The sequence below is a fragment of the Streptomyces sp. MS06 genome (assembly GCF_047200655.1).
Classification (GTDB): domain Bacteria; phylum Actinomycetota; class Actinomycetes; order Streptomycetales; family Streptomycetaceae; genus Streptomyces.
In genome coordinates this window covers 56,844-70,253 of sequence record NZ_JBJZOJ010000010.1, presented here as the reverse complement: position 1 = coordinate 70,253, position 13,410 = coordinate 56,844, and the positions used below count along the sequence as shown (strand labels likewise).

Sequence of the window (13,410 nt, the reverse complement as noted above, 5' to 3'; positions counted from 1 at the left end):
GTGGAGTGCCATGTCTGCCCGGACACAACCGGTTGAGCGGCCCGTGACGGGCCGGACCATCACGCACGCCACCACAAGGGGAGCGGCATGCTTGCGTCCAGGGAACGACGTACCACAGAAGAGATCACGCTGACCACGACGGTCGCCAAAGAGTACGTGCACCGCGCCGCGGTGTCGGAGGTCTTCCTCACCGGATGGCGGGAGAACGCCCCCGACACGTTTACCGTCACCGCCCAGTGGCCTCGCTGCCACACCTTCTACGACACCGAGCACGGGATGCACGACCCGCTGCTGCTGTGCGAGACCATCCGCCAGATGCTGCCGCTGCTGAGCCACGCGGCCTACGGGGTGCCGTTCGGATACCAACTGAGCTGGTCCCACTTCCTGTTCGCTCTCGACCCGCGGGCGATGCGGGCGGAGCGGACGCCGACGGAGCTGGAACTGCACGTCAGATGCCACGACATAAGACACCAGCGGGGCCTGCCCGCGGCGATGTCCATGGACATCGTGGCCTTCCGCGACGGCGAGTTCCTCACCTCGGCCAGCACCCGGTTCGGCTGTCACGCGCCGCAGCTCTACCGGCGGCTGCGCCGGGGGCGGGGCGACGTCCCCTCGGTGTTCGCCAGCGCGCCCGCCCCCACCGAACCGCTGCCCTGTGCCAGGACCGGACGCAGCCGCCGCTCGGACGTCGTGCTGTCGGAGGTGCCGGGGAGCAGCGCCTGGCGGCTGCGGGTCGACACCGGCCATCCGACCCTGTTCGACCACCCGGTCGACCATGTGCCGGGGATGCTCCTGCTGGAGGCGGCCAGGCAGGCCGCGCACGCCGCGCACGAACCGTCGGGCCCGGTGATGGTGACGTCGATGGAGGTCGCCTTCAACCGGTACGTCGAGTTCGACACCCAGTGCCTGATCGAGACCCGGCGCGAACCGGGCGTCGCACCCCAGCCCACCATCCGGGTCGACGCGCGACAGGGCGACGACCTGGCGTTCACCGCCTCCGCCACGCTCGCCGAACTCGGTCGGCTGTGACCCGACGCGGGCATCCGGCCGTCCCCGGCGCGAGCGCCACGCCGACGGGTCCGGAGCGGATGCCCGCACGGCGGACGGCCACGCTCGCGGCGGGCGGGCGGGGTGCGGACGCCTCGCCCGCACCCCGCTGGTTCGGGACGACTCGCCCGCACTGCGCGCATGTCGTCACAAGTTCGCCGTAAACGGGTACTTCAAGCGTCTGCTGGCGTCATGATGTCAGCCCTGCACGGGATGACCTTGGGGGGCCGATGGAAGCTGTGGGGGCGCTAGTGGCGGGGGACCCGGACCGGGTGGGGCCCTATCGGGTGGTGGGGCGGCTGGGAGCCGGCGGCATGGGGCGGGTGTACCTGGCCCGCTCCAAGGGCGGTCGCGCGGTCGCCGTGAAGGTGGTGCGGCCCGAACTCGCCGAGGACACCGCCTTCCGGCTGCGGTTCGCCCGCGAAGTGGCCGCCGCCCGCCGGGTGAACGGGGTGTTCACCGCGGGCGTGGTGGACGCGGACACGCAGGCTGACCCGCCCTGGCTGGCCACCGCGTACGTACCCGGGATCTCCCTGGACGCCGCCGTCGCACGGTTCGGGGCGTGGGGCGCCGACCGGGTGACGACTCTCGCCGCCGGACTCGCCGAGGCCCTGGAGGCGATCCACGCGGCGGGGCTGGTGCACCGCGACCTCAAGCCGTCCAACGTGCTGCTGGCCGCGGACGGGCCCCGGGTCATCGACTTCGGCATCTCCACGGCGACCGAGGCGAGTGCGCTCACCCGTACCGGGGTGGTGATCGGGACGCCCGGCTTCATGTCACCCGAACAGCTCACCGGAGAGCCCGTCGGACCGGCCGGCGACGTCTTCGCGCTGGGCGCCGTCCTCGCGTTCGCGGCTTCCGGCGCGGGACCGTTCGGCACCGGTTCGGCCCAGGGCCTGATGTACCGGATCGTGCACGGCGAACCCGACCTGGACGTGGTGCCGTCACCCGTGCGGGCGCTGGTGGGGCGATGCCTGGCGAAGCAGCCGGAGGAACGTCCGGGCGTCGGGGAGCTGCTCGCGGAACTGACGGACGCGGCGAGCGCGGCCCGTACGACGCTGCTCTTCACGAGCGCGGACTGGCTTCCGCCCGCGGTGGCGTCCACGGTGCGGGAGGTGCGGGACGGGGCGGCGGCGGGGGCCTCGGACCCGGGCGGGCCGCGCGGCCCGCGGCCGGCGCCGGGCCGGCCGCCCACCGCGACCGGACCGCTTCCGGCCACCCCGCCGCCCTCGTATCCGCCCACGGTGACCGCTCCGGACGCGGGCCGGGCCGGCGCGGAGTCCGGCGCCTCGCCGGCCGGGCCGGGTTTCGGGCCGCCGACGCCGACCGGGGGCGGTTTCGGGCCGCCGGCGCCCGCCGGGCACGGCACGGGCGCGAGCACGCCGCCGTACGGCGGACCTCCGGGGGCGTCGCCGTACGGCAGCACGCCACCGCCTTACGGGGCACCGCCGGGGACGCCGCCGTACAGCACCCCGCCGCCGGGGACGTTGCCCACCCCGGTACCCGGCAGGCCCGGCGGCGGCGCCGGGGGCTCCCCCGGACGGCGGCGCGGGGTCGTCGTCGCCGCCGTTCTCGCCGCGGTCCTCGCCGTCGGCCTGGTGGCCTGGCGGGTGGACGACGTGTTCGGTGGCGTGTCCGGACGGGGGTCCCGCACCGGGGCGGTCCCGGCCTCCGACGCCGGGGGCTCACCGCCCGCCTCGCCCCCCGGCACCCCGTCGCGGGAGTCGTCGTACACCGAGCCCGCGAGCCCGTCGCCCACGCCGTACGAGACCCGCGCCGAGACCGGGCCGACCTCGGACACCCCGTCCGCCGACCCGTCGCCGGAGTCCGGGGACGGGGTGAGCCTCTCGGGCCGCTGGAACGGCAGCTACGTCTGCAACCAGGGGATCACCGGTCTGGTGCTCACCATCGAGCAGCACGACGACGGCACCGCGGACGCGGTGTTCGCGTTCTATCCCGCACCATCGAACCCGCAGGTCCCGCGGGGGTCGTTCGCCATGTCGGGGACGTTCGTCAACGGCCTGCTGACCCTGCGGGCCACCCACTGGATCGAGCAGCCACCGGGCTACGTCGCCGTCGACCTCCAGGCGGCCCGGGATCCCTCGCTCCCGAACCACCTGGACGGACGGATCTACGGCCCCAACTGCACGACGTTCTCCACGGAGCGGTCCTGAGGGGCGGCGGACCGGGCGGGAGCCGGCACCGGTCGCGCCATGGGCAAGGACGACCGGCCGGCACGCCGAGTGGGGCATGGTGCCGGCCGGTCGTCACCTGCGGAACACCCGTCACATGCGGATCACCCGGCCCCTTTTCGGAGCCGGGTGATCCGCATCCGGCCCGGGCAGCCGGCGGAGGGCGACCCGGTGGTCACTCAGCCGGCCGCCATGACGGCCTGAAGCGCCTGCATGCACGGAAAGCAGTGTTTGTCGGTCGACTCCCGTCCGCCGGGCTCCTCGTGCTTCTGCACGCCGCACAGCGTCGAGGTCCTGTCCGTCTCCAGCACATGCCACGCCGCTTCTCCGGACGGGCCTGCACCGCACCACATCTCTCGCATTCTGTACCCCCTCCCAGTGTCGACACGGAGGTGTCATCCATGCCAGCACGGACCCCTCGGAGGGGCCTCGCGGGGCGGCCATTCGGGTGAGGTGAGCAGCCGATCGGCGCTGCGGGGGCGAGCGGGCGCGCACCGGGATGCGGCGCTGAGGGCCCGGTGATGCAATCGATGCCGGGGGGTGTGGCACGACGGCCGGCGAACAAGCAGTGAGCGACAGAGGTGACACCGTGAGTGACGAACTCGAAGAAGTGGGCCCGATCGACTACCTGGTCATCGAGTTCCCGGGCAACAGGATGACGGGTGAAGGGCTTCCCCTGCTGGTGGACCTCGTGGACCGGGGCCTCATCAGGATCCTGGACCTGATGTTCGTCAGGAAGGACGAGGACGGATCGATCGTCGGTCTGGAGCTCGCCGACCTCACCGGGGACGGCGAACTCGACCTGTCCGTCTTCGACGGCGCATCGTCCGGGCTGCTCGGCCAGGACGACCTGGAAGAGGCGGCCTCGGCTCTGGAGCCGGGGAGTTCGGCCGGCGTCCTCGTCTACGAGAACCGCTGGGCCGCACCGTTCGCGGCCGCTCTTCGCCGTGGCGGCGCCAGGATGGTCGCTTCCGGGCGGATCCCGGTCCCGGCCCTGGTCTCCGCACTCGACGAGGCCGAGGCCGCCCAGTGAAGTGGAGCCGGTGACGGCTCCGGAACAGCCCGAGGACAGGAAGGGAACTGTCATGCCAGGTCTCATCCGCGGGGTCGCGCGTACCGCCGTCGTCGCCGGGACGGCGACCGCGGTGTCGAACCGCGTGTCCCGACGACAGCAGGGACGCTGGGCCGCGCAGGCCCAGCAGCAGTACCCGAACGAGGCATCCGCACCGCGCTCGACGTCCTACGCCGAGCCGGCGGCGCCCCCGCCCGCCCCCGATATGACCGACAAGATCGACCAGCTCAAGCAGCTCGGCGAGCTCAAGGCGCAGGGCGTGCTCACCGACGCCGAGTTCGAGGAGCAGAAGCGCAGGATCCTGGAGTCCTGACGTCACGCGCTCACCACCCGGCCGGACCGGACCGTCCGTCGGCCGCCCGGCAGCACCGGGTGGGCGGCGGACGGTCCGCCGGCTTCGGACGGATGGTCAGGGGGACGATGGGGGCGCACCGGCGGCAGTGCTGAGGCACGTGCAGGGGATGCCGCTCACACCTCGACGCTCTCACCGGGGCGCAGCCGCCGGATGTCGGTGGCCGCGCGCTTGGCCTCCATGGCGAGGACGTCGTCCAGGACCTTCAGGCCCCAGTCGTTCAGCAGACCGTCGTGGACCGCGTAGGCACGGCGTGGCGCCATCCGGCGCAGATAGCCGATCATGTCGGGCACCGTCAGCCATGGTGCCTGGCCGGGAAGCAGCAGCGTCGGCGCATCGACCACGGTCAACGCGTCCCCCGGGTGGAAGACCTCACCGTCGACCAGGAAGCCGACGTTGTCGACGGGATCCGCGTCCGGGTACTCGTTCCGGCCGGCTGAAAGGTCGGCAGGCCGGCCGCAGCCGTGACACGTGCGGGTGGGTTCGCGGCCGACCGGGGCGCCTCACCTGTTTGGGAGCGTCCTCCGGTGGTACGCGATCGGTCTCCGCCCTGCGGAGGTCCGAACGTGTCCCCGGAGAAAGGAGGCGGCTTGCCTGCCCGACTCGAGCGGTATCTGATCCAGGACTTCCCGTTCATCCACCTGGTCATCGGCGGTGTCGGCAACACGACCTTCCTGGTCGGCAGCGTGTTCTTCCTCTTCCCGAGCCTGGAGCGGGTCGCGTTGTGGCTGTTCGTGATCGGTTCTTTCGGCATGCTCGTGGGCACCATCGGCGAGGCCTTCGTCCGGCATGAGCGAAAGTCGCGACAGCGAGCCGTCGCCCCGCGGCGGGACATGGTGTCCTGAGCCGGCCCGGGGCACCCGAGGCCGTGCCGTGTACAGCGAGGCGGCCCGGGAGGCTGGGTGAGGTGCTCGGGTGGAGAGCCCGGACCCTTGGGCTGCAGGCCCTCCACCGCTGCTGTCAGGTGTAGGGCAGGTGGAGTGCGGAGAGGTCGCCGGTGCCGAGGGCGCCGGGACTGCTGCCGAGCGCGTTCCACACCTTGGCCTGCACGGTTCCGTCCACCAGGTCGCACGCCGCACCCGTCGCGGACAACAGACCCGAAGCATCCGTGTAGTGCTCCCAGCCCGCCACCGGATCAGTGGCGAAGTACCGGTACACCTCCACCCGGTCCCAGGACCCGTCACCCGTGCAGTCGTAGGACAACTGCACCTGCACCGCATCCCCCACGACACCACCCGCATCAACCGCCAGGTCGAACGACGCCGAACCCCCGCCATACGCCATGCTCAGCCCCGCCGCGGTCAACGTCACCGGACGATACGGCGCCCCGTCATGATTGCCACCGTCCCCCGACGGCACCACCACACTCCCCGAAACACCCGCCACCCCCGACAACGTCCCGTCCCCCAGCAGATACAGCGTCGACGACGACGAACCGGAACCGGCCGTGGCCGTCGCGGTGGCGGTGGCACCGTCGGAGCTGTAGGGCAGGTGGAGTGCGGAGAGGTCGCCGGTGCCGAGGGCGCCGGGACTGCTGCCGAGCGCGTTCCACACCTTGGCCTGCACGGTTCCGTCCACCAGGTCGCACGCCGCACCCGTCGCGGACAACAGACCCGAAGCATCCGTGTAGTGCTCCCAGCCCGCCACCGGATCAGTGGCGAAGTACCGGTACACCTCCACCCGGTCCCAGGACCCGTCACCCGTGCAGTCGTAGGACAACTGCACCTGCACCGCATCCCCCACGACACCACCCGCATCAACCGCGAGATCGAACGACGCCGAACCCCCGCCATACGCCATGTTCAACCCCGCCGCGGTCAACGTCACCGGACGATACGGCGCCCCGTCATGATTGCCACCGTCCCCCGACGGCACCACCACACTCCCCGAAACACCCGCCACCCCCGACAACGTCCCGTCCCCCAGCAGATACAGCGTCGACGACGACGAACCGGAACCGGCGGTGTGCGACCCGGTCGGTGACGGCGAACCGGGGGCCGTGGCCGAGTCGGTCGGGCTCGGGGAACCGGTGGGCGTGGCGGAGTCCGTGGGGGTGGGCGTGGCGGAGTCCGTGGGGGTGGGTGAGGGCGGGGTGCCGCCGGTGGCGGTGCCGCCGCTCCAGTTCAGGGCCCCGGAGGCCACGGTCTTCCCGGCGGGGACCTGGATCGCGGTGCCGTCGGAGAAGTGCACGGTCGCGTCGGTCGCCGTGATGTTGGCGGCGACGTGGGTGCGCCGGCCGTCCTTCACGAAGACTGCCGTCAGCGGGCTGTCGGCCGTGACCGATGTGTCGACGGTGCCCAGCGCGGCGAGGTTGCGGATCCAGTGGAAGGTGTGCGCCTTGCTCTCGCCCTCCTCGGAGGTGAAGGAGGGGTCGGCCCGGAAGTCGGCGAGGGCGGCGTCGCCGTCGCCGAGGGCCAGGTACTCGTACCAGATGTCCTTCCAGAGGGAGGGGCTCGTCCTGCCGCTCTGCCGCAGCATCTCCTGGTAGTCGGCCCGCACGTAGGCCGGGTCGTCGCCGAGGTACAGGTACCCGCCGGTCACCGGCAGCAGGTTGATGCCCTGGATCTGCTCGGGGGCGCTGGAGAACCAGGTCGAGTAGGCGCCGCCGTTGCCCCAGACCATGCCGACCTGCCGGTGCGGGAAGTCGTCCGGGTAGATCTCGTCCCGGGTGTCGAACCAGTAGTCCCGGATCGCGGCGGCCTGTGTGGTGTACATGTAGATGCCGGCGTCGCGGACGGCCCTGTTGCCGGTGGCGACACCCCACTGGATCAGGGCGTTGTCGAAGTTCATGCCCTCCGACGAGGACTCCTGGTTGTTGCCCGCGGCGAACGAGCCGTGGCCCGAGGCCCAGTCGTGACCGCTGTAGACGTCGAAGTCGCGCAGGTACGGGAACCGCCGGTCGCTGCGGTCGTAGTTGTCGGCGTCGCGGATGAGCAGGTCGACCATGCCGCCGTACCGGGCGTCGGCGGCCCAGGAGGGGTCGAACTTGGCGAGGGTCGCCGCGGCGGCGATGTAGTAGCCGTAGTGGAAGTGGTGGTCGTTGAGTTCCTGGTCGGAACCGTAGGAGGCGGGGTAGCCGATCAGGGTGCCCCAGTTGCCGTCGTAGTAGAACAGGTGCCCCGTCTCGCCGGGTGAGGCGGTGAACCAGTCGGTGAGCTTGGTCCTGATGGCGGCCAGGGCGGCGTCGCGGACCGCGGTGTTCCCGGTCTGGTCGGCGATCTCCGCCAGGCGCGCGGCGCGGCCGAGTCCCTTACCGGTCCAGTAGGTGTCGTCGCCCTGCTGCCTGGTGGGGTCGGCCTCCTCGGCCGCGAGGTAGTCCTGCAGCGTCGTGGCGTCGGCCCCGGAGCTGTCTGCGACCGCGGGGATCTCGGGCAGTACGCCGTGGAAGACCATCGTCGTGGAGAACGAGCCGACGCCCGTGAGCACCTTCAGGGCGCCGCGGGAGGAGACATAATTTTGCGGCAGTGGGCTGCCGGAGGCCAGATGGCGCCACTGGTGCGGGAGCAGCGCCGCGACCGTCCCGGTCTCCGAGCCCTCCATGGCGGTGGTGGTGAACCGGTAGGTCGTGGTGACCGTGCTGTCGCCCTCGTCGTAGCGGTAGGAGACGGCGGTGCCGGTGACGTGGTCGTGGGCGTACCTCGCGTACGCGGCGGCGAGGGCCGACCGGTCGGACGCGGAGGTCGAGGGCGTGGTGGGCAGCACCGCGACGGAGAAGTAGTCCTTGCCCGCCAGTGCGGAGGTGAGGGTCGTGCCGTCGACGGTCCAGGTGGAACCGCTGGGCGCGAAGGCGACGTAGTCGTGTCCGTTGACCCGGTAGCCGATCGTCGCGCCGGCGTTGGACCACACGGTCACGTCCGCGCCGGAGGCGGCTCGTATGCGAGCGTCGCCACCGGTGGCGCGGAAGTAGGCGAAGGGCAGGCCGGAGCCTATGGTCGCGCGCAGGGAGTGTGCGCCGTCGGTGAGGAGCGGACTGACGGTCCAGTCGCTCCAGTCGTCGACCTTCACTTCGGGGGCCGCCAGGTCCGTGACGCCGACGACGAAGTCCTCCGCGTAGTCGTAGTGGTACTCGCCCACGCCGGTGGCGCCGCCGGAGACGGTCGGCGTGGTGCTGTAGGAGACTCCGAGGCCGCCCGACTGGGCGCGGTAGCCGAGCGGCTGGGCGTACAGCGGTTCCCCGTAGGCGCAGTCGGTGCGCTTCCAGAGGATCGAGGACCACCAGTCGTTGGTGGGTACGGCTCCCGAGGGCGCGTGGGAGGTCACCCAGTGGCGGGGATCGGTCGACAGGTCTGCGCAGCCGGACGGGAGGGGGCCCGGCGGCTGGGTGGTGTAACTGCCCTCGCCGACCGCCTCGGCTCGGGCGGTGTGCGGGGTGAGCAGGGCCAGCGCCGCTCCGAGCAGTGCCACGACGACCCCCAGCACGACCGTGCGCGGGGGGCGGTGCGCTGCTCGGAGGCGTGTGCGGGGTGCGGCGGCACCGGCGCCCTGGGGCGCGCTGCGTCTCCCTGTTCCCGAGGGTGGACGACTCGCTGAGAGCATGGGGATCTCCTGTGAGTGGGGTGTCACGGGGGTCGTGCACGGTCCGGGGAGCGGTTCCTGCTCGTGCGGTGCATCTGCGGGGGTGGGTGGGCCCCGGGCGCCGGTCAGTCGCGCGGGGCTGGAAAGCACGCCCTCCGGACAGCCGTGAGAGCGTTCTCAGCACGGGGAGGCTAGGGACTGCCTTCACGCAGTGTCAACATGCGTGCAACACGCGCTTCTCGAGCGACCGTCCCGAACTGGGACTTCCTACGCGTCCATCCGGAACCCGAGGCCATGGGAGGCCGTGTCACGACGGGTCGAGCACGTGAGGGGACGCTCGCGAGAGCGCTCTCTCACTGCTGTGATCCGATACGTCACCACCGGCCGACACACCCCTCTCGGGGGTCCACCCGCCTCCGAAATGTCGGGGATGAGGAGGTCTCCGCCGGCGAACGCCGCTCCGCTCCGCGCCCCCGACCCGGCGAGCACGCCGCACACCGGCACCTCCACCCCCGAACGCCTGCCGATCCCCCCGACAACCGGGGCGGGCCCCTGACCGCTCGCGCACCGCCGGGCCCCCTCCGACGCCCCGATGCCGTTCAAGTCCCACATCCGCGTAACCGCGGCCACCGCCCGGCGCGCAGCACCGCCGCACCCGCTCGGCCCCGAGGTCCCACGACCCGCCGCCATCCACCGAAATCCCTTCCGAGCAGGGGTTTCGTCGACCCCGACATGCCGTCACGGAACCGCGGAGCGATGGACGCGTCGGCGCCCGCGGATCCCACACCCGAAGAGGGACGCACCGACTCGCAGCATCCGTTACGCGTTCGAGTCTTGACGGGACCGCTGCCGCTGCACACACTCTGAGCACTGCTGAGAGCGCTCTCAAAGACCGCGGTCAGCATGCGCAAGCGCGTCCCGCACTCCGCCCCGAAGCCATGGGAGGCTTCCATGCCCATCTCCCGAGCCGCCAGACAGACCACCCTCAGACTCGGGGCTGTCGCACTCGCCGGCGCACTCCTCGCCGCCTGCGGGTCCGGGTCGTCCGAGTCCTCCTCGGACGGCAACGGCAAGGTCACCCTCACGGTCGACCTGTTCGGCACCTTCGGCTTCAAGGAGGCCGGCCTCTACGCGGAGTACGAGAAGCTCCACCCGAACGTCACCATCAAGGAGTCGAGCACCGAGAACGAGGCCGACTACTGGAAGGCCCTGCAGACCCGCCTCGCCGGTGGCGGCGGCCTCGCCGACGTGCAGGGCATCGAGGTGGGCCGCATCGCCTCGGTGACCCAGCAGCAGGCCGACAAGTTCCAGGACCTCAACTCCTTCGGCGCCTCGGGCCTCAAGAACGACTACTCGGCGGCCAAGTGGGCGGCGGCCACGACGACCGACGGCCGGACCCTGGGGCTGGGCACCGACGTCGGCCCGGAGGCGATCTGCTACCGCACCGACCTCTTCAAGAAGGCCGGACTGCCCACCGACCGCGACCAGCTCGCCCAGAAGTGGGCGACCTGGGACGGCTACCTGGAACTGGGCAAGCAGTACCAGGCCAAGGCCGACTCCAAGAGCCACTGGATGGACAGCGTCGGCAGCCTCTACGGCCTGATGATGGGGCAGCAGAAGGAGCGCTACTACGACGCCTCCGGAAAGCTCGTCTACAAGGACAACCAGGCCGTCAAGGACGCCTGGGACACCTCCGTCAAGGCCGCGCAGGAGGGCCTGAGCGCCAAGCTCGCCCAGTGGACGCCGGCCTGGAACCAGGCCTTCAGCAGCGGCTCCTTCGCCACCATCGGCTGCCCCGCCTGGATGCTCGGCTACATCAAGGGCCAGGCCGGCGACGGCGGTTCGGGCACCTGGGACGTGGCACCGCTGCCCGGCGGCGTCGCCGGCAACTGGGGCGGCTCCTACCTCGCCATCCCGAAGGCGTCGCCGCACGCCAAGGAGGCGTACAACCTCATCAAGTGGCTGACCGCCGCCCCGCAGCAGGCGAAGCTGTTCAAGAAGCAGGGCAGCTTCCCCTCCAACCTGGGTGCCATCAAGGCGGTCCAGGACGTCAAGGACCCCTACTTCAGCAACGCCCCGATCGGTGAGATCTTCGGCAAGGCCGCCGAGACCTCGCCGGTGCAGGTGCTCGGCGTGCACGACAACGACGTGAACACGCAGATCACCAACGCACTCGGCGAGGTCGAGCGCAAGGGCACCGATTCCGCCACCGCCTGGAGCCACGCCGAGAAGGGCATCCGGAACGCGGTCGGCTGACCCGGCGTCACCCGGCAGCCGAGGGCGCGAAGGACCTCCTCCCCCGCCCCGCCGGTCCTTCGCGCCCTCCCCGACGTCCCCCGGACCTCACCGATCGAATCGAAGGTCTCCACCATGACCCTGACCGCCACCGCCCCACCGCGGACCGAGCGGCCACCGGCCCCGCGGCGCCTGCTGACCCGGCTCTCGCCGTACGCGTACATCGCCCCGTTCTTCGCGCTGTTCGGCGCCTTCGGGCTGTTCCCGCTGCTCTACACCGCCTACGTCTCGCTCTACCGCGTGGAGCTGCAGACGCCGGGGCGGATGGATTGGCGGGGGCTGGACAACTACACCGCGCTCTTCGGCGACGAGTACTTCTGGACCGCGCTGCGCAACACCTTCACCATCGGTGTCGCCTCCACGGTCCCCCAGCTGCTGATGGCACTCGGCCTGGCCCACCTGCTCCACTACAAGCTGCGCGGCCGCACCTTCTTCCGCGTCACCATGCTGCTGCCGTACGCCACGTCGGTGGCCGCGGCGACCCTGGTGTTCGCCCAGCTCTTCGGCCGCGACTTCGGGCTGATCAACTACCTGCTCGGGCTGGTGGGCGTAGACCCGGTCGACTGGCAGTCCGGCACCGTCGCCTCGCAGATCGCCGTGTCCACCATCGTCACCTGGCGCTGGACCGGCTACAACGCACTGATCTACCTGGCCGGCATGCAGTCCATCCCGAGCGACCTGTACGAGGCGGCCGAACTGGACGGTGCCTCCCGCTGGCGGCAGTTCCTGCACGTCACCCTGCCCGGGCTGCGGCCCACGGTGCTGTTCACGATCGTGGTGTCCACCATCGGCGCCACCCAGCTGTTCGGCGAGCCCCTGCTGTTCGAGGGCAGCGTCTCCGGCGGCATCTCGCACCAGTACCAGACCCTCGGGCTGTACATGTACGAACAGGGCTGGGGCTTCTTCCACCTCGGCCGCGCCGCCGCCACCGCGTGGGTGATGTTCCTGCTGATCGTCCTGCTGGTGCTGGGCAACACCCTCCTCGCGCGCCGCCGCAGCGGTAAGGAGACCGAGCGATGACCACACTTGCCGCGCCGCAGCCGACCGGCGAGACCGACGCGCCCCCGCGTCCGACCCGGCGCCCCCGCGGGGCGCGGGCCGGAGGCCAGCAGCACGGGGGCCGCGTCGCGTACGCCGTCCTGATCGCGGCGGCCCTGGTGTCCGCGTTCCCCTTCTACTGGACGATCGTGGCGGCCACGCGCTCCAACTCCGAGCTGGCGGCCAGTCCCCCGGCGATGCTGCCCGGCGGAAACCTGATGCACAACTTCCGCCAGGTACTCGAACAGGCCGACATCGGCAAGGCCCTGCTCAACTCGCTGATCGTCTCCGGCTCGGTGACGGTGGGTACGGTGCTGTGCTCCACCCTGGCCGGCTTCGCCTTCGCCAAGCTCCGCTTCAGGGGGCGCAACGCGCTGCTGGCCCTGACGATCGGCACCATGATGATCCCGCCGCAGCTCGGCGTGATCCCGCTGTTCATGCTGGTGGCCAAACTGCACTGGGTGAACCAGCTCCAGGCCGTCATCCTGCCCGGGCTCGTCTCCGCCTTCGGCGTCTTCTTCATGCGCCAGTACCTGGTGCAGGCGCTGCCCGACGAGCTGATCGAGGCGGGCCGGGTCGACGGCGCGTCGACCGCGCGGATCTTCTGGAGCATCGTCATCCCCGTGGCCCGCCCCGGAATGGCGGTGCTGGCGATCCTCACCTTCATGGCCTCGTGGAACGACTTCTTCTGGCCGATCATCGCCCTCACCTCGCAGGAGCCGACCGTGCAGGTGGCGCTGCGGCAGCTGGGCGGCGGCTACGTCCACGACCAGTCCGTCATCATGGCCGGCACGCTGCTCGGCACGCTGCCCGTGCTCGTCGTCTTCGGCCTGCTGGGCCGGCAGATCGTCGGCGGCATCATGCAGGGCGCCGTGAAGGGGTAGGCGCGGCCACCCGCC

At 71.4% G+C, this 13,410-nt stretch carries 11 protein-coding genes; 8 read left to right on the top strand and 3 right to left on the bottom strand.

The genetic code is table 11. The features are described 5' to 3' along the window. Positions 1-87: 87 nt before the first annotated feature. Together ACL02U_RS07265 and ACL02U_RS07260 are read left to right on the top strand one after the other, a co-directional pair. Positions 88-1,029: a ScbA/BarX family gamma-butyrolactone biosynthesis protein gene (locus ACL02U_RS07265; protein WP_412789826.1), complete on the top strand. Its 942-nt coding sequence runs from the start codon at positions 88-90 to the stop codon at positions 1,027-1,029. 248 nt (positions 1,030-1,277) lie between these two features. Further along, positions 1,278-3,221: a protein kinase domain-containing protein gene (locus ACL02U_RS07260; protein ID WP_412789825.1), complete on the top strand. Its 1,944-nt coding sequence runs from the start codon at positions 1,278-1,280 to the stop codon at positions 3,219-3,221. Between the two features lie 197 nt (positions 3,222-3,418). Here the strand turns inward: ACL02U_RS07260 and ACL02U_RS07255 are convergent, their stop codons facing one another. Next, positions 3,419-3,550, bottom strand: coding sequence for a hypothetical protein (locus ACL02U_RS07255; protein ID WP_412789824.1), 132 nt, complete (start codon positions 3,548-3,550; stop codon positions 3,419-3,421). A gap of 278 nt (positions 3,551-3,828) precedes the next feature. Here ACL02U_RS07255 and ACL02U_RS07250 point away from each other — a divergent pair, with 278 nt between their 5' ends. Then, positions 3,829-4,272, top strand: a complete 444-nt coding sequence (locus tag ACL02U_RS07250) for a DUF6325 family protein (RefSeq protein WP_412789823.1) — start codon at positions 3,829-3,831, stop codon at positions 4,270-4,272. 52 nt (positions 4,273-4,324) lie between these two features. Continuing rightward, complete coding sequence (locus ACL02U_RS07245) at positions 4,325-4,624, top strand: SHOCT domain-containing protein (RefSeq protein ID WP_412789822.1); 300 nt, start codon at positions 4,325-4,327, stop codon at positions 4,622-4,624. A gap of 155 nt (positions 4,625-4,779) precedes the next feature. On the opposite strand, the gene ACL02U_RS07240 is transcribed toward ACL02U_RS07245, so the two are convergent. Then, positions 4,780-5,013: a hypothetical protein gene (locus tag ACL02U_RS07240; RefSeq protein ID WP_412789821.1), complete on the bottom strand. Its 234-nt coding sequence runs from the start codon at positions 5,011-5,013 to the stop codon at positions 4,780-4,782. Positions 5,014-5,253: 240 nt separating this feature from the next. On the opposite strand from ACL02U_RS07240, the gene ACL02U_RS07235 reads away from it, so the two are divergent. Continuing rightward, on the top strand, positions 5,254-5,508 hold the full coding sequence (locus ACL02U_RS07235; protein ID WP_412789820.1) for a YrhK family protein: 255 nt from the start codon (positions 5,254-5,256) through the stop codon (positions 5,506-5,508). Positions 5,509-5,623: 115 nt separating this feature from the next. On the opposite strand, the gene ACL02U_RS07230 is transcribed toward ACL02U_RS07235, so the two are convergent. After that, complete coding sequence (locus tag ACL02U_RS07230) at positions 5,624-9,067, bottom strand: glycosyl hydrolase (RefSeq protein WP_412789819.1); 3,444 nt, start codon at positions 9,065-9,067, stop codon at positions 5,624-5,626. Between the two features lie 1,062 nt (positions 9,068-10,129). Between ACL02U_RS07230 and ACL02U_RS07225 the strand changes: the two genes are divergently transcribed. The 3 genes from ACL02U_RS07225 to ACL02U_RS07215 all read left to right on the top strand — a co-directional run bounded on the left by ACL02U_RS07225 (position 10,130) and on the right by ACL02U_RS07215 (position 13,395). After that, positions 10,130-11,434, top strand: a complete 1,305-nt coding sequence (locus ACL02U_RS07225; protein WP_412789818.1) for an extracellular solute-binding protein — start codon at positions 10,130-10,132, stop codon at positions 11,432-11,434. Between the two features lie 114 nt (positions 11,435-11,548). Next, positions 11,549-12,493 carry a carbohydrate ABC transporter permease gene (locus tag ACL02U_RS07220; RefSeq protein ID WP_412789817.1) on the top strand — a complete coding sequence of 315 codons (945 nt, stop codon included), beginning with the start codon at positions 11,549-11,551 and terminating at the stop codon, positions 12,491-12,493. Beyond that, positions 12,490-13,395 (top strand): carbohydrate ABC transporter permease, encoded by a 906-nt coding sequence (locus tag ACL02U_RS07215; protein ID WP_412789816.1) that lies wholly within the window; start codon positions 12,490-12,492, stop codon positions 13,393-13,395. The genes ACL02U_RS07220 and ACL02U_RS07215 overlap by 4 nt, the downstream gene beginning before the upstream one ends. The last annotated feature ends 15 nt before the right edge of the window (positions 13,396-13,410 follow it).